12 protein-coding genes are annotated in these 22059 nt (G+C 69.1%); 6 read left to right on the top strand and 6 right to left on the bottom strand.

The genetic code is table 11. From position 1 onward, the window contains the following. Window positions 1-5: 5 nt before the first annotated feature. The 4 genes from HCR68_RS05525 to HCR68_RS05510 all read right to left on the bottom strand — a co-directional run bounded on the left by HCR68_RS05525 (window position 6) and on the right by HCR68_RS05510 (window position 9239). The gene (locus HCR68_RS05525) at window positions 6-971 is read right to left on the bottom strand and encodes an AAA family ATPase (protein ID WP_167147280.1); all 966 of its coding nucleotides are present in this window, start codon (window positions 969-971) and stop codon (window positions 6-8) included. Between the two features lie 80 nt (window positions 972-1051). Further along, window positions 1052-7348, bottom strand: coding sequence for an Ig-like domain-containing protein (locus HCR68_RS05520; protein ID WP_167147277.1), 6297 nt, complete (start codon window positions 7346-7348; stop codon window positions 1052-1054). Then, window positions 7345-7785: an adenylyltransferase/cytidyltransferase family protein gene (locus HCR68_RS05515; protein WP_167147274.1), complete on the bottom strand. Its 441-nt coding sequence runs from the start codon at window positions 7783-7785 to the stop codon at window positions 7345-7347. The genes HCR68_RS05520 and HCR68_RS05515 overlap by 4 nt, the downstream gene beginning before the upstream one ends. Next, window positions 7785-9239 carry a sugar transferase gene (locus HCR68_RS05510; RefSeq protein ID WP_167147272.1) on the bottom strand — a complete coding sequence of 485 codons (1455 nt, stop codon included), beginning with the start codon at window positions 9237-9239 and terminating at the stop codon, window positions 7785-7787. The genes HCR68_RS05515 and HCR68_RS05510 overlap by 1 nt, the downstream gene beginning before the upstream one ends. A 697-nt stretch (window positions 9240-9936) precedes the next feature. On the opposite strand from HCR68_RS05510, the gene HCR68_RS05505 reads away from it, so the two are divergent. The 3 genes from HCR68_RS05505 (at window position 9937) to HCR68_RS05495 (ending at window position 13121) form a co-directional block, all read left to right on the top strand. Continuing rightward, entirely contained in the window at window positions 9937-11208 is a 1272-nt protein-coding gene (locus HCR68_RS05505; protein WP_167147269.1) for an oligosaccharide flippase family protein, read from the top strand. Window positions 11209-11376: 168 nt separating this feature from the next. Next, complete coding sequence (locus tag HCR68_RS05500) at window positions 11377-12111, top strand: CDP-alcohol phosphatidyltransferase family protein (protein ID WP_167147266.1); 735 nt, start codon at window positions 11377-11379, stop codon at window positions 12109-12111. Between the two features lie 104 nt (window positions 12112-12215). Then, window positions 12216-13121 carry a hypothetical protein gene (locus tag HCR68_RS05495; protein ID WP_167147264.1) on the top strand — a complete coding sequence of 302 codons (906 nt, stop codon included), beginning with the start codon at window positions 12216-12218 and terminating at the stop codon, window positions 13119-13121. A 90-nt stretch (window positions 13122-13211) separates the two neighbouring features. On the opposite strand, the gene HCR68_RS05490 is transcribed toward HCR68_RS05495, so the two are convergent. Next, complete coding sequence (locus HCR68_RS05490; protein WP_167147261.1) at window positions 13212-14372, bottom strand: glycosyltransferase family 4 protein; 1161 nt, start codon at window positions 14370-14372, stop codon at window positions 13212-13214. Continuing rightward, the gene (locus HCR68_RS05485; protein WP_167147347.1) at window positions 14369-15502 is read right to left on the bottom strand and encodes a DUF1972 domain-containing protein; all 1134 of its coding nucleotides are present in this window, start codon (window positions 15500-15502) and stop codon (window positions 14369-14371) included. The genes HCR68_RS05490 and HCR68_RS05485 overlap by 4 nt, the downstream gene beginning before the upstream one ends. Before the next feature lie 700 nt (window positions 15503-16202). Here HCR68_RS05485 and HCR68_RS05480 point away from each other — a divergent pair. The 3 genes from HCR68_RS05480 to HCR68_RS05470 all read left to right on the top strand — a co-directional run bounded on the left by HCR68_RS05480 (window position 16203) and on the right by HCR68_RS05470 (window position 22041). After that, window positions 16203-17720 (top strand): hypothetical protein, encoded by a 1518-nt coding sequence (locus HCR68_RS05480; protein ID WP_167147258.1) that lies wholly within the window; start codon window positions 16203-16205, stop codon window positions 17718-17720. A 140-nt stretch (window positions 17721-17860) separates the two neighbouring features. Next, window positions 17861-18538 (top strand): hypothetical protein, encoded by a 678-nt coding sequence (locus HCR68_RS05475; protein WP_243858951.1) that lies wholly within the window; start codon window positions 17861-17863, stop codon window positions 18536-18538. 458 nt (window positions 18539-18996) lie between these two features. Continuing rightward, complete coding sequence (locus tag HCR68_RS05470) at window positions 18997-22041, top strand: LamG domain-containing protein (RefSeq protein WP_167147255.1); 3045 nt, start codon at window positions 18997-18999, stop codon at window positions 22039-22041. Window positions 22042-22059: the final 18 nt, after the last annotated feature.

Genomic DNA, 22059 nt, shown 5'->3' with positions numbered 1-22059 from the left:
GCGGCTCAATCGCGGCTCGTGGGTGCGGGAACCTGGGCCAGGGCGGCGGTGATGACGCCGGAGGCGGTGGCGCCGGTGAACTCGGCGTCGGGATCCATGACCAGACGGTGGGCCCACACGACCTCGGCCAGGTCCTTGATGTCGTCGGGCAGGACGAAGCTGCGACCCTGCGCGGCGGCCCACACGCGGGCGGCCCGGGCCATGCCGATGGCGCCACGGGTGGACACGCCCATGCGGGTCTCCTCGGCGGCGCGCGTGGCCTCGACCAGGGCGCCGATGTAGTCCAGCACCGAGTTCTCGATGTGGTTGGTGGCGGCCAGGTCGGCCATGGAGGCCACGACGGAGGAGGCCACCACTGCGGACAGGTTCTTGGAGCGGTCCGGGTGGGCCGAGCTGGACAGGATCCGAGTGAGCGCCTCCCGGTTGGGGTAGCCCACGGAGGCCTTCATGAGGAAGCGGTCGAGCTGGGCCTCGGGCAGGCGGTAGGTGCCGGCCTGCTCGATGGGGTTCTGGGTGGCGATGACCATGAAAGGCCGCTCGGTCGTGTGGCGCACGCCGTCGACCGTCACCTGGGACTCCTCCATGACCTCCAGGAGGGCCGACTGGGTCTTGGGGCTGGCCCGGTTGATCTCGTCGGCCAGGACGATCGAGGAGAAGATCGGGCCGGCGTGGAAGTCCCATGAGCCGGTCTTCTGGTCGTAGATCGTCACGCCCGTGATGTCGCTGGGCAGCAGGTCGGGGGTGAACTGGATGCGGGAGTGCGTTCCCTGCACCGAGGCCGCCAGGGCCCGGGCCAGGGCGGTCTTGCCGGTGCCGGGGGCGTCCTCGAGCAGGAGGTGGCCCTCGGAGAGCATGGTGGTCAGGGCCAGCTTGATCACGTCTTCCTTGTCGAGCAGCGCCTGACCGACGTTGTTGACAATGGTGGAGAAGGCGTCAGCGAACCATGTCGCGTTCTCGGGGGTCATCGGCATGGAATCAATGATCCTTCGGGTGGAGAGATGTGAGTGTGTGACTTGTTGCGTACCGGGCATCGATCCGGTTAATGATCCGGTTACTGCTGGGAGCAGGTGATGGACTGGTCCCAGTTCGGTGTCCGGTGGGGGAACTTGTGCCGGGCGTAACCGTTCTTATCGAGGCTGATCTCCTCCTCGTTCCAGGCGGGCTGCCAGTTCCAGGTGTCCCAGTACCAGTAGCCGCAGGACACGGTGCTGTTGGGGTTGCCGGTGATGTCGAAGACCATCTGGTAGCAGGTGCCCCAGGGGCCGAAGGGACGGCAGGTCTGGGTGTAGTCCACGTAGAACTGCTGCTTGGTGCCGACCGGGACGGCCCGGTTGTTGTCGTCATCGTCGTCATCGTCGTCGTCCTGCTCGGGCGGCCTGGCGACGGTGTCGCAGCCCCACTCCGAGGTGCCGGCGTTGGTCCTGGCGCGCACGCACCAGGTCACGGCATGGCCGGCCTTGAGCTTCTTGTCGTAGGTCTCCCCGACCTCGATGCTCTCCACGGTCTGGCCACCGTCGTCGCTCTGCTCGTAGCTGGTACCGGCGCCGTTGTTGGCTCCTGGGGTCCAGGAGCACACGGCCCTCTTCTGCTTCTTGCCGCCGAGCTCGCAGCTGACCGAGGGCGCCGACGGCGGGCCGTAGGGCGCCACCGGGGAGGAGGCGACGACGTCGGAGTACTGTCCGCCGCCGTTGACCCGGGCGTAGACCGTGTAGGCCCGCCCGTCGGTCAGGCCCCGGATGGTCGAGGAGGTGGTCCAGTTGACCTGGTCGACGGAGTACTCCACCGTCAGGTCGCCCACGCTCCATCCGTTGCCGGCTCGGGGCGAGGCACTCACGGCCAGCTCGCCGCTGTTGCCGGTGGCCCTGACTGCGGGGGTCGAGGGGGTCAGCGGGGTCGGCTTGTAGGTGTAGCTGGCCTGGGCCGAGGCCTTGGACCCGTGACCGTTGTCGGCCTCGACCCAGAAGGTCCAGGTTCCGCGGGAGATCGAGACCGTGGTGGAGGTGGCGCCTCCGACGTTCTTGGAGTCGCTCGTGTTCCCGTTGGAGTAGTGCAGCGTGTAGCTCACGGGGCTGCCGTTGCCGTTGGCCGCCTGCCAGCTGACCGTGACGGTGTCCCCGCTGGGGGTGATGACGGGGGTGCCGGGGACGCCGGGCTCCCCGAAGGGTGTCACCGCGTTGGACGGGGAGGACCACTCCGAGACCGTCCCCTGGCTCGACCGGGCGCGCACCTGAGCGGTGTACGCCCGTCCCGGGGAGACGTCGAAGGACGCCGACGACCCGGACAGGCCCGTGAGCATCGTCCCGTCCGACAGGCGCACGTCATAGGTCGTCGTGCCCCCGAAGGGGTCGGCGACCTCGGTCCAGGCGGCGGTGACCCTCCCGGAGTCGGCCGTCAGCGTGGGCGCGGCCGGTGTCTTGGCCGTGGCGTTGTGCTGGTAGGGAACCGTCGCGGCCGCGGAGTCGCCGTACTTGTTGGTGGCCACCACCTGGATGCTGTAGGTCTGGCCGGGCGTCAGGTTGCTGATGAGACAGCTCGAGGTCGTGCAGGTCTGCTCGGCGCCGTTGACACTCACCTTGTAGCCGGTGATGGGGGAGCCGTTGGCGGAGCCGTCGGTCCAGGACACGCGTGCCGAGTCGGCGCCCACGGGTGCCACGTTCACCCCGGAGGGGGCGGCGGGAGCCACGCCGCCGACCTGCACGGTGATCGTGCCGGTGACGGCCCGCGACTCGGAGCCGGTGGAGTCCAGCACCTTGTACTGGGCCGTGATGGTGCCGTGGAAGCCGGCGTTCGGGGTGATGGTGACGGTGGTGCCGGAGACGCTCACCGTGCCCTCGCCGGAGGTGATCGTCGGAGTGCCGGACAGGGTGATCGGCTTGTCCGGGAAGGGGTTGCTCACCGCCGTGGACACGTCGGCGCTCACCGCCTCGCCGTTGCGGGACTCCAGGTTGATCGGAGCCGTCGTCATGAGCGGCTTGTTGGAGGCGCTCACCCGTACGGGCAGGGAGGCGCTGACCGGCGGGTTGACGCCGTCGGAGACCGTGATCGGGATGGAGCCGGTGGTGCCCTCGGAGGCCTTGTCGGCGGCCTTGACGGACAGCGTCGAGCCGCTCAGGGAGATGTCGAAGCCCGCGGGGGCGGGACCGGCCTGGAAGGAGATCTTGTCGCTCGGGTCGGGGTCGGTGGTCATGGCCGCCAGGTTGGCCGTGACGGCCCCCTCGCCGGGCGCCACCGTCACCTCGGTGGGGGTGAAGGTCGGCGGCTTGTTCGACGAGGAGTCCACGACGATGGGCAGCGTGAGCGTGGAGCTCAGGGCGTCCGATCCGGTGCCGTCGGCCACGGTGAAGGTCACCGAGGTCTGACCGGTGAAGCCCGACTCCGGCGTGAAGGATAGCGCCGACCCGTTCGATGCGGTCTTGGCGTCCTTGGTGCCCTTGGCCATGTGGATCGAGGAGGCGTCCGTGATGACGGGCTTGGTGCCCTCACGGGTGAGGATGTAGGAGGACAGGTTGATGTCCGTGGTCTTGTCCGCGGGCACGTGGGCGGGCACGGCCGAGGGGTTGATGCGCGGCCGCAGGGCGGATCGGGCCGGGACCACGACGACGGCGTGACCGGTCAGCCCGTCGGCGTCGGTGATCGTGTAGAGCACGAGCCGCTGGGTCTCGCCCACCGTGAGGCTCAGGGAGTCCTCGCCCACCTCGACGTCGGGGTCGGAGGAGGAGAGCTTGAGGTCCCACGGCGAGCCGTCGGTGTCCTTGTCGTTGTCCAGGACCGGGATGGTCACCCGGCCGTTGGCGTCGACCTGGTCGACGGTCACGTAGTCGTCCACACCCACCGGGTTGGCCAGGGGCGCGTTGCTGGAGACCTGAACGGTGACGGTGCCCGTGTCGGTGCCGCCGCGCCCGTCGGAGACGGTGTAGGTCACCGAGTGGTTGCCCTCCTTGTCCGGCAGGTTGAGCACCAGACGGCCGGCGCGGGTGGACACGCCCAGCGACGGGTCGCTGGAGACCGGGTCGCCCTCCAGGGACAGGGTGTCGCCGTCGGTGTCCAGGTCGTTGGACAGGACGTCCACGGCCACGGTGCGTCCGGGCTTGGCCACGACCAGGTCGTCGGTGGCCACCGGGGCCACGTTGACCGGGGAGGCCTGGGCGACGCCCACACGGACCGTGCCGGTGGACTGGGCGCCGAAGCGGTCCTCGACGACGTAGGTGAAGGTGTCGGTGCCGGTGGCGCCCTCGGAGGGCTTGTAGGTCAGCCACGAGGAGTTGACCTCCACCGAGCCCAGGGAGGGGGCCTGGTTGAGGCCCACCAGGCTCACCGAGTCGCCGTCGGGGTCGATGCCGTCCAGCGGCACGGTGATGTTCGTGGCCGAGCCGGCCAGGGTGCGGGCCTCCAGGTTGCGCGGAGAGGGCGCGGAGTTGTGCTCGGCGTCCTGCGCGCGCACCTCCACGGTGAGGACTCCCGAGGCCGTCTGCCCCTGATCGTCCTTGACCGTGTAGGCGTAGGAGGTGCGCCCGGGCTGGTTGCCGGCGCGGAAGCGGACGGTGTCCTCGCTGACCCAGGCGGTGCCCAGCTCGTCGCCGACGAGGCTGACCTGCGAGTCCACCGACAGGTTGAGGCCGGAGGGGGAGGAGTCGTTGTCCAGGACGGACGCGGTGACGACGTCGCCGGCTCGCACGACGGCGGTGTCATCGGTGACCACCGGCGGCTGGGGCTGGGACTGGGTCACCGGGACGATCGCGACCTTCCCGGTGGCGCTGGAGGTGCCGTTGGTGACGGTGTAGTCCACCGTCAGGTTGGCCGGGACGGTGCTGGCCGCGGTGATCTGCAGCAGGGAGTGGTCCACGACGGTCACGGTGACGCCGGAGTCCGGCGGGGCGCTCACCGACTGCAGGACCAGGATCCCTCCGGAGGGGTCGAAGTCGTTGTTGAGCGGGGCGATGGTCGTCGAGCCGCCGTTGCGCAGCAGGGCGGTGTCGTTCTCGACCTCGGGCGGCACCGTGGCATCGGCCTTGGGGGTGACGTCCACGCGCACGATCCCCTGGGCCGTGTTGGCCCCGTCCATGACGTCGTAGGTGAGGTAGTAGGTCTGGGCCTGGGCACTGGCGTCGGTGGAGAAGGTGAAGACACCGGCCTGCTGGTCGACGTCGATCGAGGTCCCGGCCGGGGCCTCCTGGACCGCGGCCAGGCGCAGGGTCCCGCCGGAGGGGGAGGTGTCGTTGTCCAGGGGCGAGACGACGGCCTTGGTACCGGCGACGACGCGCACGTGGTCGGCGTTGGCGATCGGCTTGGCCGACTGGGCCGGCTGCACGTCGACCTTGACCACGCCGGAGGTGGTCTCCCGGCCGTCGGAGACCGTGACGGTCAGGTCCCGCGTGCCGGTGCCGGCGCCGAGCTCACGCACCGTGACGGTGCCCTCGTTGGAGACCTTGGTATCCAGCCCCTCGCCCTGGGCGGAGACCAGGTAGAGGTCGTCCCCGTCCGGGTCCAGCCAGTGGCCCATGACGTCCAGGGACCCGGAGGCGCCCTCGGCGACGGTGAGGGTCGGGGTGGTGATCTGGTTCGGGGCGCCGTTGACGTCCCAGCCGTGGACATCCACGGTGGCGACGGCGGAGTCGCTCATGCCGCGGCCGTCGTCGGCCGTGTAGGGCACGGAGTAGCTGGTGGGGCCGTTCTCGGGTATGTCCATGCGCAGGGCCAGTCCGCCCTGGGCCTTGGTGGCCGCCAGCGACCCGCCGTCGTCCTGCGGAGTGGCGGTGAGGACGTCGCCGTCGGGGTCGGAGTCGTTGGCCAGGACGGGCAGGAGCGCGGATCGGCCCGGTCGCACGCCGAAGCTGTCGTCGACCGCCTTGGGGGCGTGGTTCTCCTCGGTGCGCTCCGGAGGCGTCTGGGACTCCGAGGTGTTGGCGGAGTCGTCCTTCTGGTCGGCACTGTCGTCGGTCTGGGCCGTCTTGTCCGTCCAGTCGTCGATGAGGACGAGGTCCTCGTTGGGCAGCCACACCGATCCCGTCTCCAGGTCGTTGAGCACGATGGCGTCGCGGTTGACTCGGAAGATGGGGGCGGAGGACGAGGCGAGCTTGTCGTCGTGGACGGTGTCGGTGTCGCCGCTGAACAGGCCGGAGCAGCTGCGCACGAACTGGCCCGATCCGGACCACGCCGCGTAGACGCACTTGCCCAGGCGCACCGGTTGGGCGGGCACGCCCTCGGGGGCCGGGTCCTCCTTGGACGACGGCGTTCTGGTGACCTTGCCCCCGTCCAGGGGGACGGAGATGAGCTCGGTGCGGGAGGCGACCAGGACCGAGTCGGCCTCGGGGCCGGGCTGCTGGAGCGCCAGGCCGGAGGCGTCCAGGTTGACGGTCTTGCCCTCGGGGAGGTGGAGGATGCCGGTGCTGCGCTCGAGGACCACGGGCTTGTCCCCGACGGCGGTGATGGCCAGGTCGGTGCCTGAGGTCAGCGTCAGGGAGGTGTTGGTGGCCTCCTCCCAGTCCTTGTCGTCCGCCTCCAGGGAGACCAGCGACTTGCTGGTGGCCGAGGCGGCGTGGATGTCGCCGTCCTTGCCGACGACGGCCACGACGTCGGGCATGCCGGTGACCACGGGGGCGGCGGCGGTCAGGGATCCGGCCGACTTGGTCTTGGCGGCGCGGATGGTGCCCTGGACCTTGTCGATGGCGATGACCCGGTCACCGCCCTGGGCGATCGTCACGCCCTTGGTGAGCTGGGTGCGTCCCGAGAAGGAGACCTGGGAGGGATCGACCGAGGAGACGGAGGCGTCACCGGAGTCGGGAACCAGGACGTCCTCGGCGTTCTGGGTGACGTCGAAGGAGGATGAGGAGGTGCGGATGGTGCCGTCGACCTCGCGGGAGGGGTAGTTGAGGCGGGCCACCAGGTGGTTGGAGGTGGAGGTGACCCACACGCCGCCGTCATTGAGGTGCAGGTCGGCCTGGGCCACGCCCTCGTGGAGCCAGGCGGCCGTTCCCAGTGCGGCGACGCACACGACCGCGGCCAGGGAGGACAGGCGCTTGCGCAGCCGCTGGCGCTGGGCCCGCGACTGGGGGATGCGGAAGGTGGCGGCCAGACGGGAGGTGGTGGTTCCGGAGGTGAGACCCGAGCCCATCTCCTGAGCGTCGTGGGACGCGGAGCCCGTGGAGGTCCTGGCCCGCTTTCGAGGGCGCAGCGCGCTCGCGGCACGGGCGAGGAGACCGGGACGGTCCGCCGCGGACTGATCGGTCTGAGCGGTGCTGGAGCTGGATCGGCTGCTTCCGCCGTCACCGGCACCGGAGGCGGTTGCGGCGGAATCGATGCCGCCCGACGGCTCGTCGGGCGCCTCGAAGTCGTTACGTGAAGTGGTCACTGGGCCCCTTGGGGACTGCGGGATGCGACCTCCTGGACGAGGGTGCGCCGCAGCATCGTCGAGGAGGTGGTGGGTGTGTAGGGCAGGTAGATCACCGAGGCGCCGACCTCGGCCATCTCGGCCTCGAGGCGGCGACCCTTGTCCGTGCCCTCCCAGTCAGTGCCCTTGAACAGCACGTCGAAGGGAGAGCGCTTCCAGGCCAGGCGCTTGTCCTGGTCGTAGTCGGGGATCACGGAGTCCACCATGCGCAGGGCGGCCACCATGGCCATGCGCTCGGCCAGGGGCACGATGGGGCCGCGCCCCTTCATCCGCTCCAGCGACTCGTCGGTGGCGACCCCCGCGATGAGGTGGTCGCAGCGCTTGGCCGCCTCGGTGAGGATGTTGAGGTGTCCCACATGCAGCATGTCGAAGCCGCCGGGGACGTAGCCGGTGATCATCAGTAGGCTCCCTTTCCGCCGATAACCGCGCGCAGCGTGCCGGCGAAGATCTTCGCGTCCAGGGCTCCGCCCCGGTTCTCCACGTAGTGACGGTCCAGGGCCACGGTGGAGGCCCAGGACAGGTCCGAGCGCCCGGAGATCTGCCACAGACCGGTCAGGCCGGGCTTGACCAGGAGACGACGCAGCGCCTCGGCGTCGTACTTGGCGACCTCGACGGGAAGTGCGGGGCGGGGCCCCACCAGGCTCATGTCCCCGCGCACGACGTTGATGAGCTGGGGCAGCTCGTCGATCGACAGACGACGGATCCAGCGGCCCACACGGGTGATGCGCGGGTCCTGACGGTCCTTGAACATGACCTCGTTGCCGGCGTCGCCGCCGGACTTGACCACCGACGCGCGACGGGCGTCGGAGTCGATGTACATGGAGCGGAACTTCCACATGGTGAAGGGCCTGCCGTTCTGACCCACGCGGGTCTGGGTGTAGAAGACCGGTCCGGGTGAGTCGATACGGATCGCGACCGCGGTGGCCGCCAGCAGCGGTGAGATGAGGGCCAGCCCGACGGCGCCGGCGAGGTGGTCGAACAGGACCTTGCCCAGGGCGCGGGTGCGGCGGGTCTTGACGGCGATGAGTCCGGTCCAGCCGTGGGTGACGGTCAGGGCCCGCAGGCGCCCGGGCACGACGTCCTGCAGTCCGGGGGCGACGACGAGGCGCACCTGGGTGTTCTCCAGGCCTCGCATGAGGGTGACCAGGTCCTCCGGCGTGACCGAGCCGACCGTCATGACGGCGTCGATGCGCTCGGCGTGCAGGGTCTGGGCGATGTGCTGGGGGCTGCGCACGGGCTCGGCCGAGTGGAAGGCGCGGTCCTGCCCCGAGGACAGGTACCCCACGATGAGGAAGCCGTCCATGGGGTGGCGGCGCAGCTGAGTGAGCATGGGCTGGGCGCCCGAGCCCATGACGATGAGCGTGCGGCGCAGCGCATGGCCCTCGAGGCGGCGACGGTGCAGCCAGCCGGACTCGATGGAGCGTCCGGTGATGGCCAGGAGGAGCTGGAGCGCCAGGGCGGCCAGGAGGGTGGTCCGGGCGACTCCGGACAGGTCGGCCAGCAGCAGGGCCACCGGGAGGCTCACAACGGCGGCGGCGACGAAACGACCCGTGCCGGGGCCGGCCTGCTCGACGGCGTCGATGCCGAGAGCTCCCAGGAACCAGGCGGTGAGCACCATCGTGGAACCCACGGTCGCGGCGGACCAGACCAGTGGCAGGTGGCCGGTCAGGAGGGCGACCCAGACGGGTGCGGTGATGGCGAAGAGGTCGGACAGGACGAGCCAGATGACGAGGTCGCGGCGCGTGCGCGCCCAAGGACTGCGCGGAGCGGTGGGGGAGGTGGCGTCGGCTGCTGCTGTCGAGGGACGCCGGTGCTGCTCGCGCTGAGGCAGTGTCAGGGTCGAACTAGACAAGGTGGACTCCGCAGGGATGATCGAGGGTGGGCAATAACTGTCGAGTAGTGCTGACGGGACGTCGTGAACAGCAGCAGTTTTAGAATGCTACTAACTCTGGCGGGCGTTATTTGTGGGAAGTGGCCAAGATCGCAGGGTTGGGGCGAGGAGTCGAGATGTGTTTGGGATGACTGTATGTTACAGGTGAGCAACGATATGGAGACATCAATACACTTATGAGGGACCTTTCAGGGTTCTCCCAGCAGGGGGCGTTCTGCCTGGTCAGCGCCGGTTTGCTGAGGTTATGCCAAGGGGGGTGGGTAGGGGTCGGTCAATGTCACAAGTCGATAAACAAAAGATAGCAGGTCGCTGATGTCGGTGGGTCTACTCTCGTGCCTGTCTTCAGGTGTCCCCCCGATGCCGGATTGTGACCTTCCTACAACATCAGGAGTGCGATGTGATCCAGTCGAGTTCCTCGACGCCCACGCCGGTCTCTTCGGCGAGCGACGATCCGGCGGGCTCCTCCGGCCGTCGGAGACCCGCTGATACGGCAGGTCTCGCAAGCCCTTCGGCGGTTGAGGCGACCGTTGGGCCGGGGTCGTCGTCGGCCCGACGGCGCTCGCCGCTGCGGCGGCTCGGGGGGACTCTGCGGCGGGGATCGTCCTCGGGCGCCAGCTGGTCATCTGTGGGAACCACAGCCGTGGCCAAGGTTGTGGTCATGGGTATCTCGGGCGTCTTCGGTCTGGTCAATACCAGTCTCATCATCAGGCACTTCGGTGCCGACGCCTTCGCCCAGTACGGCCTGCTGGCCACCTTCCCCACGCTCATGCCCTTCACCGACCTGGGGATCGGTGCGGTCATCCTCAACACGGTGGCGAGCTCGACCGACCCGGCCCATGACTCGACCGTGCGGCGCACGATCACCACCGCCGTCCGGGTCCTGCTCGGCTCGGCCCTGGTCATCAGCACCGTCGGCATCGTCATCATGCTGCTGGGGGCCTGGCCCGGGCTGCTGGGCGGCAAGCTCATGGAGGGCGGCGGGCTCACCGCCACCGTCTGCCTCATCATCTACGCGGCGGCCCTGCCGCTGTCGGTGGGGCAGCGCGTCATCATCGGTCTGGGGCGCTCGGCCACGCAGGTCATCAGCCAGGGGGTCGTCTCCCCGGCCATGTCCTGCTTCCTGCTGCTGGCCATCGTCACCGGCCTGGGGCGCGGCAACGCCGTGTCCGTCTACTCCTACATCGCCAACGCGCTGGTATCGGTCATCTGCATCGTCGTCGCCTGGCGGGCCACCCGGCCCCTGTTCGCAGGCGCCCTCAAGGACGTGCCCCGTCTGCGCAGCGTGCGGGGCGTGCGCATCGTCAACACCGCCGGCCCTCAGCTCCTCCAGTCCCTGGCCATCCCGATCGCCTTCCAGACCGACCGGCTCCTGCTGTCCCACCTGGGCCAGTCGCAGGCCCTGGCCGAGTACAACCTGGCCAACAACCTGTTCAACATGCTGACCCAGACCGTCATGGCGGCCGGCGTCGCCATGTGGCCGATGTTCGCCCGAGCCCGGGCCGACAAGCGCATCGAGAACCCCTTCAAGCCGGCCATGATCTTCAGCGGGGGCGGCTTCCTCCTGGCTCTCGCCCTCGTGGCCGTCACCCCCTGGGCCGCCCGGGTCATGTCCCACGGCAAGATCGTCCTGCCGGCCGCTCTCGTGTGGGCCTTCGCCGCCTACGTCGCCGTCGAGGCCGGCAAGCAGCCACTGGGCATGTACATGACCGACCCCCGCGGGCTGCAGTTCCAGGTGATCCCGGTCCTCATCCTGGTGCCGATGAATCTGGCCATCTCCTGGGTCCTCATTGGGCCCTTCGACGCGGCCGGCCCTATCCTGGGGTCGGTGATCTCGGTGATCCTGTGCCAGATCATCCCCTACGCCTGGTGGGTGCGTCGGGACGTGGCCCGACGCCGCCGCGAGCTGGCGCAGGCGCAGGAGGAGCGGTGAGCTCCTTCCCGTCCTTCTCATGGGCCGCAGGCTCTGGGGCTGTTCACGCCACCCGCATGCCGACGCCGCTTCCTCCGTGCCGCATCACTGCCTGACTCGCCTCCTCACTGTTCCTCATCGTCCGCCATCCCGGCCCGATTCCGCGGGCCTCGTCCAAGGAGATGCCTCATGAGCTCCCCTGCCGGTTCCCCCACCATCGCCGAGAACATCAGGGCGCTGTCCCGGGCCCAGAAGTCCAAGGCCGGCGCCCCCCTCTACTCCCGCATCATCAACCGTCCCGCGGGTCGGGTCCTGGCCGCCATCGCCCACCGGCTCGGCGCGACCCCGGATCAGGTGACGGTGCTCTCGGCGCTGTGCACCTACAGCGGCATCGCTCTCATCGCCCTGTGGCGTCCTACAGTCGTCTCCACCGTGTCCACTGCCCTGCTGCTCATGTTCGGTTATGCCCTTGACGCCGCGGACGGGCAGCTGGCGAGACTGCGAAACGGCGGGTCAAAAGCCGGTGAATGGCTCGACCATGTCGCCGACGTTATTAAGCTCTCCACAATTCATGGGGCCATTGCCGTCTCCCTGTTCCGGTTTACGGATCTGCCGCCTTCGGCTCTGCTTATTCCGCTCGCTTTCGGAGCGGTTCAGAATATCCACTTCTTCAGTTACATCCTGACCTATCAGCTGCGTTATCACGGTGGGACGCCCCTGGCCAAGGACGAGGAGCGTCCGGGCGTCATCAAGTCGGTCCTATCAGCCCCCACGGACTACGGGCTCATGTGCTTCGTGCTCATGACCCGCTTCGCCCCCACGGTCTTCCTGTGGATCTACGGCGTCATGCTGCTGGGCTACGCGGGCTACGTGGCCCTGGCCCTGCCCAAGTGGTACCGCGACCTGCGGCGCGACGCCCAGTAGTCCCCCGGCGAGGCCGCAGGACCCGCGTCGCCGTTCCTGCGCCGTTGGGCCGCCGATGTTTCAGTCAACCTAACCTCTTCCGCACACTTCTCTTAAGGAATCCCATGGCTCTGCTTACCGGTCGCAAGGCGCTACTGGTCCATACAGGACGCAAGGACGGACTGGGTAACCGCGTGCGTGCGCTGCTGTCCGCCCAGGAGCTCGCCCGGGTTGAGGATCGCGACCTCTACTACGTGTGGAGCACCGACGAGTACTTCGGCCCCCGGATGGATGAGCTCTGGCACTTCCGGGCAGGCACCTCGGTATCACGTCTGACCTCCCGAGCGCTCCTTCCCCTGGCCCGCTATCGCCGGCCCAAGGGGGTTCGGGTCACGCCCGAGCTGAGACGCACCCACCTGTGGCAGATCCACTCCCACGGTCTGCCCATCACCTGGGAGGACCCGGCCTGGGAGGAGGGGGCCGAGGAGGGGGCCGCGGGCACCGGCCCGCGCCCCTGGACCGAGCTGCTGCGCGAGCTCACCCCGGTCGACGAGATCGCCGATGAGGTCCGCTCCATCTACGACACCCACCTGCGCGGGCGCCCCTACGTCGGCATCCAGGTGCGCACCCACGCGGTCTCCCACGCCAAGACCATCGAGTCCTCCCCGGTGGAGTGGTTCGCGAACCGGATGCGCCAGATCCGCGCCGACCACCCCGACGTCCCCTTCTTCCTGTCCTGCGACACCCCCGAGGCTCAGGAGCGGCTGGCCGGTGAGTTCGACGGCTGCGTCTTCCTGACCGACAAGGGCGGCTACAACACCACCGCCGGCGTGCGCGCGGGACTGGTCGACCTCTACCTGCTGGCCAGCTCCCAGCACCTCATCGGGGCCTCCTACTCCAGCTTCGTGGAGATGGCCGTCTTCCTGTGCGACGGCGTCGTCCCCTTCGAGAGGCCCGACCAGCCCCTGGAGGGCGACGTCAGCCTCTCCCTGGGGCTGGCCGAGGATCCCCTGCGCCCCGCCCAGCGCTGATACCCCGCCGACCCGGGCATTTTTCGCGTAGTACTACCGAAAAACGGTAGGGCTAGGCGAAAAATGCCCGGCTCGATGGGGGCAGAGGCCTCAGCGCTCGAGGAGCTCGCCGACGATCCGGGCCATGGTGGCGCGGTATCCGGCCACGGAGAACCGCTCGGCCGCCTCGCGCTCGCCCTGCCCGGCCAGCCGGGCCGCCAGCTCCGGGTCCGCCTCCAGGGCGCCCAGCGCCTCGGCCAGGGCCGCGGCGTCGTCGGCGGGCACGAGCAGCCCGGTGACCGCGTCGGTGACGACCTCGGCCAGACCCTGGACCCGGGAGGCCACGAGCGGCCGGGCCGCGTGCATCGCCTCGACCGCAGTGTTGCCGAAGGGCTCGGCCCGCGAGGGCACGACGACGGCGTCAGCGGTCTCCAGCACCGGCCAGGTGGGGCGCACGTAGCCCAGCAGCTCGACGTGCCCGTCCAGGTCCGGCGCGGCGGCGCGCTCGCGCAGCTCCTCCTCGTACCACTCGTAGCCGGGGAAGACCGACCCGCACACGCTCAGGGAGGCGTCCACCCCCGAGCGGCGCAGAAGTCCGACGGCGTCCAGCGCCACGTCCACGCCCTTGCGCGGGGACAGTCGCCCCACCATCGCGATCCGGAACGAGTCACCCGGCCGACGCCGGCGCACAGGCTCCGGGGGCTGGTCTGGACCGGCGACCCCGTTGTGGACAACCTCCGTGCGCGAGGCCAGACGCGGCTGGACGTCCAGGAGCGCGTCCCGGGCGGCCCCGGAGTTCGCCACGATCCGGGAGGCCGCCAGCAGCGGGGCGTTGAGCCCGGCCCGGATGATCCGGCGCTGGGTGTCCTCGGCCTCATGGACGTGCGCCAGCACGGGGATGTCCGCCGCGCTCGCGGCCACCGGCCACCACGGGATCGTCACCGTGTTGGTGAGGACCGCCTCGGCCCGGCTGGCGCGGATGACCGCACGCAGGCGCGCGATCTCCGGAGCCGCCTGGGCGGACAGCCGGGCCAGGCCCCGGGGGCTCAGCAGCGCCTTGCGCAGAACCGTGAAGGGCATGACGGCCACGCGCGCGCCGGCGTCGCGAAGCACCTCCACCAGAGGACCGTCCAGGGGCAGGGCCACGAGGACCTCGTGGCCGGCCTCGATGAGTCCGTGGATGGTCTCGACCAGCTGCCAGTCCGAGCCGTAGAGGTCGGGGGAGGGATGGGCCACGAGGATGCGGGCGCCGCCCGCCTCGCCCCGGCTCACAGGCTCACCTTCCCCGTGCGGCGCCCGGAGGGGCGGTGAGGCGTGGGTCCCTCGAGCGCCAGGCGTCGGGCCAGGGCCTCGTAGCCGGAGGCCACCTCGTCCCAGTCGTAGAGGGCGGCCCGCCGGCGGGACTCCTCGCCGCGCGCGGCCTGGGCCTCGACGTCGGACTCGGCGGAGGTGACCAGGGCGGCCACGTCGTCGGACGAGGTCCAGTAGCGGCCGGCCTGGCCCAGGACCTCACGGTTGAAGGAGACGTCGAAGGCGTCCACCGCGGCCCCCGCGCCGATGGCACGCAGGAGGGAGGGATTGGTGCCGCCCACGGAGTGGCCGTGGTAGTAGACCAGGGCGCCGGCGTAGAGGGCGTCGAGCAGCTCCTGGTCCCACAGGCCGCCGAGCAGCCGGACCCGACCATCGGCCAGGGACTCGATGCGGGCGGTGTACTCGTCGGCGTAGGGGGCCGAGCCGACGACGACCAGCGGCAGCGCGGCACCGGAGCGCACGTAGCCCTCGACGATGACGTCGACGTGGTTCTCCACCTCGAAGCGGGCCACGACCAGGTGGAAGCCCTTGGGTGCCAGGCTCAGCTCGGACAGGCGCGAGGTGTCGGCCGTGATGCGGGGCGCCCCGTAGGCGATGAGGTCGGTGGGGGCATTGAACTCGTCCGTGTAGTAGTCGGCGATGCCCTGGGCGTCGGCGATGAGGGCGTCGGAGTAGCGCACGGCCAGGGCCTCGGCCGCGCGGTAGTAGCGCTTGCCGGTGGGGCCCCACTTGCCGCGGCGCCACTCCAGGCCGTCGACGTGGGTGGCCACCGGGACGCGGGCGGCGCGCAGCGCGGGCAGGAAGGGGGAGTTGGCGGCGTTGAAGACGAAGGCGGCATCCGGGTGGGTGCGGCGCAGGAGATGGACCACTGACAGGGCCGTGTGCGACAGGGTCTCCAGGCTCCGGTTCTTCACCGAGGGCAGCTCGACCAGCCGCATCCCCAGGTAGGTGCTGGGAAGCGGGGTGCTCGGATCGGGGTTGCGGCAGTAGACGAGGACCTGGTGACCGCGACCGGCCAGGCGCCGGCCCACCTCCTCGATGGCGGTCTCGAAACCTCCGTACCTGGCGGGGACGCCTCGCGTCCCGATCATGGCGATGCGGAGCCTGTCCGGGTTCACTGCAGTCAACGGAGTCCTTTCGAAGGGCGGCGGAGCCGATCAGGGATGGGAACCGGTGGTCCCGGCCGGACACGGCCGCCAAGGGCGGTGCTGGCCCGGTGGAGAGTCACCGAGGAGGGCAGCGGGCAGATGGCGCGAGGGATCGGGGCTCTCAGCCACGAGCTCGTGCCGGCACCCGGCGAGCGGGTCTCGCCGCCTGCGCCCGGTACCACCGGCACACCCGGTCAGGAGTCTAGAGGAGGGGGCGGACCGGCACGCGCGGAACGCCTGCGTCCCCTCGAATATCTCAGGCGCAGGAGCTCTGCGGGCCCGGGGCGGAGCTCAACTGAGGCCGTAGGGGGCGTGGCCGAATGGACTCCGGGGCGAGTGGTCCACTCCACCTGAGTGAGGGCTGGACATTCAACCCAAGAATCAGGTGTGGAAGACGGCGTTGGTTAATGAGAGTCTATCTGTGAGAAAAGTGGCCAGCGGGCGCATCCTTGTACGGTTAGTGATTGATTGCACAACGAGAGTCGGAACAATCTCTCCCAGAACCGTTATCAAAGCGTTACCTCTGTAATAGCCTCGTGGCTGGCGCCGGTCTCGCCGCCCGCCAGTCGGACCTGTGGCGAGGCTGCCCCGTCATAGCGCGCCACTTACCCAGGTTCCCTCACGTCTTAAGAACGGAGCACTCGTGCATCCTTTCCGTGCTGTCTCCAGCGTGGGGGCGGTTCTCACCGCCCTCCCCCTTGCTCTCGGTGCGCTCATCGCCCCCGCTGCCACGCCACCGGCCGCTGCTGCTCCGGGGCAGGTGAGTCTCGCCTCCCCGCAGGCCCTGCCCACCGCTCAGATCGACGGCGTCGTCTGGGATCAGGCGGTCGTGGGTAACACGGTCTACGTCGTCGGCGAGTTCAAGAACGCTCGCCCGGCCGGCTCCGCCGCCGGTGAGAATGAGTCCCCCCGGTACAACGCCATGGCCTTCGATATCACCACGGGTGCGCTCCTGGACTGGGCGCCGAAGGTCAACGGCAAGATCAGTGCGGTCGAGGCCTCGGCCGACGGCTCCACCATCTACCTCGGTGGAAACTTCACCTCCGTCAACGATGAGACGGTCTACCGGGTCGCCGCGGTGGACGCTGCCGGCCAGCGCAAGCCGCTGGCCGCCTCGGCCAACGGCACCGTGATGGACCTGGAGCTCTCGCCCGATGGCTCCACCCTCTACATGTCCGGCTCCTTCACTCAGATCAACTCCTCGTCGCGTCAGCGAGCAGGGGCAGTGGATCTCAAGGCTCAGACGGTGAACAGCTTCAACCCCTCGGTCGACGACTCCATGGTGCGCTCCATCACGGTGGCGGCTGACGGCTCGGCGGTGGCGATCGGTGGCTCCTTCACCTCGGTGGGGGGATCCTCCGACGGCTACGGCGTCGCCATCCTGGAGAAGGACGGGTCGCTGCGGCAAACCAATATCGCCAGCGTCATCCACAACGCGGGGAAGAACTCCGGGATCATGAGTCTGAAGTCGGACTCCAGAGGGCTTTACGGCACCGGCTACTCCCAGGAGGGAACCTTCGAGGGGATGTTCCGGGCTGACTGGTCCACCGGGAACATCAGCCTCATGGCGGACTGCCACGGCGACACCTATGACGTGCTGCCCACCAACGACGTCGTCTACATCGCCAGTCACACGCACGACTGCAGCAATATCGGAGGCTTCGCCGACCGATCGAACGAGGGCGTCTACCACCACGCCGTCGGCTTCTCCAGTACGGCCACCGGGACCGTGGGCTCCAACACGGCCTGGGGCTACAGCGACTACTCGGGCCAGCCCGCGCCCACCCAGTACAACGGCTTCCTGCCCGGTTTCGAGAACGGCAGCTACACCGGTCTGAGCCAGTCCGTGTGGACCGTTGAGGGCAACAGCCAGTACCTCGTCTACGGCGGCGAGTTCGTGGCCGTCAACGGCGCCTCCCAGCAGGGGCTCGTCCGCTTCTCCATGAGTGGGGGCAACCCCAATGCCCAGGGGGACAACAACAACGGCGACAACAACGGCGACGGCGACAAGAACGACAACAACGGCGACAAGAAGAAGGACAAGAAGAACAAGAAGAAGGACCGGAACGACTGGGATAACCGGAACGACTGGGACAACCAGGACGGCTGGGACGACCAGGACGGGAACAACAACCAGGGCGGCGGTTGGTGGTGGTGGTGACCATGAGGTCCGTCGGGTCCGCAGACCGTCGCGGATTACCCGCTGAGTCATCCGGTTCTATGGTCGGTGGCAGTGTGCTCCCGAACTCAGTGGCCGCCGGGGGCCCTGTTCGGTGCGGTGAAGGTCGTACGCTTCGGCACGTGTCTCGAACTCGAATGCTGATCCTGCCCGCCGTGCTGGTGCTGGGGCTGGGACTGGCCGCCTGCGGGGGCGGAAAGTCCAACAGTGCCGCCAGCTCCTCCGCCCCGTCCGTGTCTGCCAGCGGCTCGGCCTCCGCTCCTGCCGCGTCGTCGGCCGCCACCCCCACGGTCCAGACCGCGCAGCCCACGGAGGCTCCCCCTTCGCCGTCGGACGACGTCGCCACCCCGGACGCCTCCTCGATCGACCCCAATGCCGTCGAGAACGGTGACCTGTCGAAGGACGAGTACCCCGAGGTGCCTTTGGACAAGTCCGTCCGCATCGACGGAGACGTGGTCATCTCCCTGGGTCAGATGCAGGCTCAGGACTTCGCCAGCGGCCCCGGCGAGGTGGGAGGGGCCGGCGTCCTGGTGCCGGTGACGGTAACGAACAACTCCGGCCAGGACCTTGCACTGGCCAGCGTGCTGTCCACGACCGTCAACTACGGCGAGGGCGGCGGCACACCCGCCAGTGAGGTCATCTCGGCCTCGGATGCGGCGCCCGCCACACTCGCTGCCGGTCAGACGGTGACCATCAATCGCGCCTTCGTCATTCCGGCCGAGGGGCGCGGGAGCGTCAAGGTCGTCGTCGATCTGGGAGCGGGCCATGGTGCTGCCACCTTCCGAGGGGCGGCCGGCTGACCCGGGACCACCCGGGTCGCGTCACCCAGCAGTTCTCCATACCGAGGCGCCGTCCGTTGCTCGTTGAAGCGAGTGCGGGCGGCGCCTCGGTGTGTGTTGGCAGCGGGGCGGTTCGGGCCGGCCGACTGCGGCGGGAGGTCGTGTCCGTTGTCATACCGTGACGTCGTCTGCATCCCCTCTGTGGTCGACCTGAGTAACGTCTATATGGATGAGTGGTTCTGATCGTTGAGGCCTATGGAGGCGGTGAAAACACTGAAACACTGCGAAATCGTTGCTATCTGAACGAAAGGTCGGCATTGCGCAGGGGTAGTCCGGGCTGTGGTTTGCGCCAAGTGCTCGGCAAGGGAGTTGTCGTGGGTGTACGATAAGCCAGCCCGTCGACCCTGGACGGGCGCGGAATACCAGCCATCCGTAAGGTTGCGTGTCCGTGATCTGCGTATGTTCTGAATGGAATACCTGTGAATCTCCCCCGCCGACTCCTGAGCGGCCTCCTGGCTGCGGCTCTTGTTCCCCTCGGTGCCGTCACCCTCGCCCCGGCGGCCCCCGCCGCCGCGGACCCGGCCCCCGCCGGTGCCGCCGGCACTCCCAGTACCGTCTCCGCCGATGCTCTCCCCACCGCCCAGATCAATGGAATCGTCTGGGACCAGGTCGTCGTGGGAGACATCGTCTACGCCGTCGGCAGGTTCTCCTCGGTCAGGCCGGCGGGCTCGCCGGCCGGCCAGAACGAGTCGCCGCGCGGCAACGCGATGGCCTACAACATCAACACCGGTGAGATCCTCGACTGGGCGCCCACCACCAACGGCACCATCAACGCGATCGCCGCCTCCGCCGACGGCCAGACCCTCTACCTGGGCGGTGAGTTCACGACGCTGAACGACCAGACGGCGTGGCGCGTCGGCGCGGTCCGGGCAGCCGACGGTCAGCGGGCGCCTCTGGGCGCCGCCGCCAACGGCAGCGTCAAGGCCCTCAGCGTCTCCGCCGACGGCCAGACGCTCTACATCGGCGGTGCCTTCACCCAGATCAACTCCTCGGCCCGCCAGCGCGCCGCCGCGATCAACCTGAGCACCCAGCAGCTGACGGGCTTCGCGCCGAAGGTCGACAACTACTACGTGCGCAGCATCGTCGGGGCCTCCGACGGCTCGGCCGTCGCCATCGGCGGTGCCTTCGAGTCGGTCGAGGGCAGCGACAAGCCCGGCTACGGCCTCGCCATCCTCGAGAACGACGGCAGCCTGCGCCACAACAACGCCTCCAGCGTGGTGCGCGGGGCCGGTGCCTGGGCCTCGGTCATGAGCGTCAAGGCCGATGAGCAGGGCCTGTACACCGCGAGCTACTCCCAGACCGGCTCCTTCGAGGGCGTCATGCGTCTGAACTGGACCACCGGGGACATCGACTACATGGCCGACTGCCACGGCGACTCCTACGACGTGCTGCCCGCGGGCGACGTCGTCTACGCCGCCAGCCACTCCCACGACTGCGCCAACATCGGTGGCTTCCCCGACGTCACCAACCACTACCACAACGCGGTCGCCTACACGAACGCCCCCACCGGGACGGTTCAGCGCACTCACAACGAGAGCTACCGCAACTACGAGGGGCAGAACGCCCCCACCAACCTCAACTTCTACCCCGACTTCACGCCGGGCAAGATCTCCGGCGCCACCCAGGCCACCTGGACCGTTGAGGGCAATGACAAGTACGTCGTCTACGGCGGCGAGTTCCTGGCCGTCAACGGCACCGCCCAGCAGGGCCTGGTGCGCTTCGCCCGCCGCGACATCGCCCCCAACAAGCAGGGGCCCATGGATAAGGGCGGCGCCTTCAAGGTCTCCGGCTCCTCGCCGCGCGCCGGCGTCGTCTCCCTGTCCTTCAAGTCCAACTGGGACCGTGATGACAAGACCCTGACCTACAACGTCTACCGCGACTCCATGAACGGCCAGCCGGTCTCCAGCCAGTCGGTGACCGCCGGCTTCTGGGAGCGCTCCGACATCAGCGCCACCGACGTCGTCGACCCCGGAAGCACTCACCGCTACCGGGTCCAGGTGACTGACCAGTGGGGCGCCTCCACGGTCTCGGACTGGGTGACCGTCACGGCCGCTGAGGGCCAGGGGCTGAGCAAGTACGGAGCCCGGGTCCTGGCCGACAGCGCCGCCCACTACTGGTCCTTCGATGAGACCGACGGCGACAAGGCCGAGGACTTCGTGGCCCAGCGCAACATGACGATCCGCGGCGACGCCTACAAGCGCGGCGGCGAGTCCGTCCTGGGCTCCGGAGCCTCACTGGCCCTGACCTCGGACGGTACGAACAAGTCTCACGCCGCGACGCGAGTCGCCTCCCAGGCGCCGACCGCCTTCTCCATGGAGGCATGGGTTCGCACCACCTCGACCTCGGGCGGGGAGATCATGGGCTACGGCTCCTCCGCGGCCAGGCAGTCGGGGAGTCGGGATCGCTTGGTGTACATGCGTAATGACGGCACGCTCAGCTTCATGCTCTACCCGGGCAAGCTGACCACCATCACCACGCCCAAGAGCTACAACGACGGCCAGTGGCACCACATCGTGGCGTCCATGAGTCCGACCGCCGGCGCGATGCTCTACGTGGACGGCAACCTCGCCGCCTTCGACGGAACCATGACCGCGGGGCAGGACTACTCCGGGTACTGGCGCATCGGTGGAGACGCCCTCGGCGGTGTCAACGGTCAGCCCACCAACACCAACATCCAGGCCGACATCGACGAGGCCGCCGTCTACAGCACGCCGCTGTCCGCCCGCCAGATCGCCGAGCACTACACCGCCGCCACCGGCAAGGAGGTCCAGCCCGACGACAAGGGCGACAACAACGGTAAGGGTGATGCCGGCAAGGACAAGCCGGAGGAGGGCAAGGCCCTGCTGGACGACTCCTTCGAGCGCAGCGTGAACGGCGGCTGGGGCAAGGCCAACACCGGCGGTGCATGGAAGACCACCTGGAACGCCGCGGCCTTCTCCGTCGACGGCACCAGCGGCCGGATCGCCATGGCCGGTCCGCGCTCCTCGGCGTCGATCATCTCCGAGGAGATCAAGTCGACCTCCACCGACGCCGTCGTGGACTTCTCCCTGGACTCCGTGCCCTCGGGGAACGGCGCCTTCATCTCCTACGCCGCTCGTACGACCAAGGCCGGTCAGTACCAGGCCACGGTCCGCATCGGCAGTGCCGGTAACCCGGTCGTCACGGTCTCGCGGGTGGTCCAGGGCCGGGAGACCGCCCTGGGCACCTACGTGCTGCCGCAGGCCTACACGGCCGGCCAGCCGCTCCACCTGCGCATGGTGGTCGACGGTGCGGAGTCGACCAACATCCAGGCCAAGTTCTGGGCCGGTGACACCGAGCCCGCCGAGTGGGGCATCGAGGTCGTCGACAATGACAAGACCCTCAACGAGGCCGGCACCGTGGGCCTGACCACCTACATGTCCGGATCGGCCGGCCCCGAGACCGTCACCCTGTCGGTCGACAAGGTCACCATCAAGCAGCACTGACAGGTGCCAGCAACAGGC

This window comes from Actinomyces sp. ZJ308 (assembly GCF_011752065.1).
GTDB lineage: Bacteria > Actinomycetota > Actinomycetes > Actinomycetales > Actinomycetaceae > Actinomyces.
Note: the sequence above shows the minus strand (reverse complement) of the source record. Positions and strands in the feature narration are given on the sequence as shown.

What these genes read in the sequence shown, in the direction of transcription:
- HCR68_RS05495 (WP_167147264.1), top strand. Translation starts at nt 12,216, where the DNA reads ATGGCTCTGCTTACCGGTCGCAAGGCGCTACTGGTCCATACAGGACGC.
- HCR68_RS05485 (WP_167147347.1), bottom strand. Translation starts at nt 15,502, where the DNA reads ATGATCGGGACGCGAGGCGTCCCCGCCAGGTACGGAGGTTTCGAGACC.
- HCR68_RS05515 (WP_167147274.1), bottom strand. Translation starts at nt 7,785, where the DNA reads ATGATCACCGGCTACGTCCCCGGCGGCTTCGACATGCTGCATGTGGGA.
- HCR68_RS05525 (WP_167147280.1), bottom strand. Translation starts at nt 971, where the DNA reads ATGCCGATGACCCCCGAGAACGCGACATGGTTCGCTGACGCCTTCTCC.
- HCR68_RS05505 (WP_167147269.1), top strand. Translation starts at nt 9,937, where the DNA reads ATGGGTATCTCGGGCGTCTTCGGTCTGGTCAATACCAGTCTCATCATC.
- HCR68_RS05500 (WP_167147266.1), top strand. Translation starts at nt 11,377, where the DNA reads ATGAGCTCCCCTGCCGGTTCCCCCACCATCGCCGAGAACATCAGGGCG.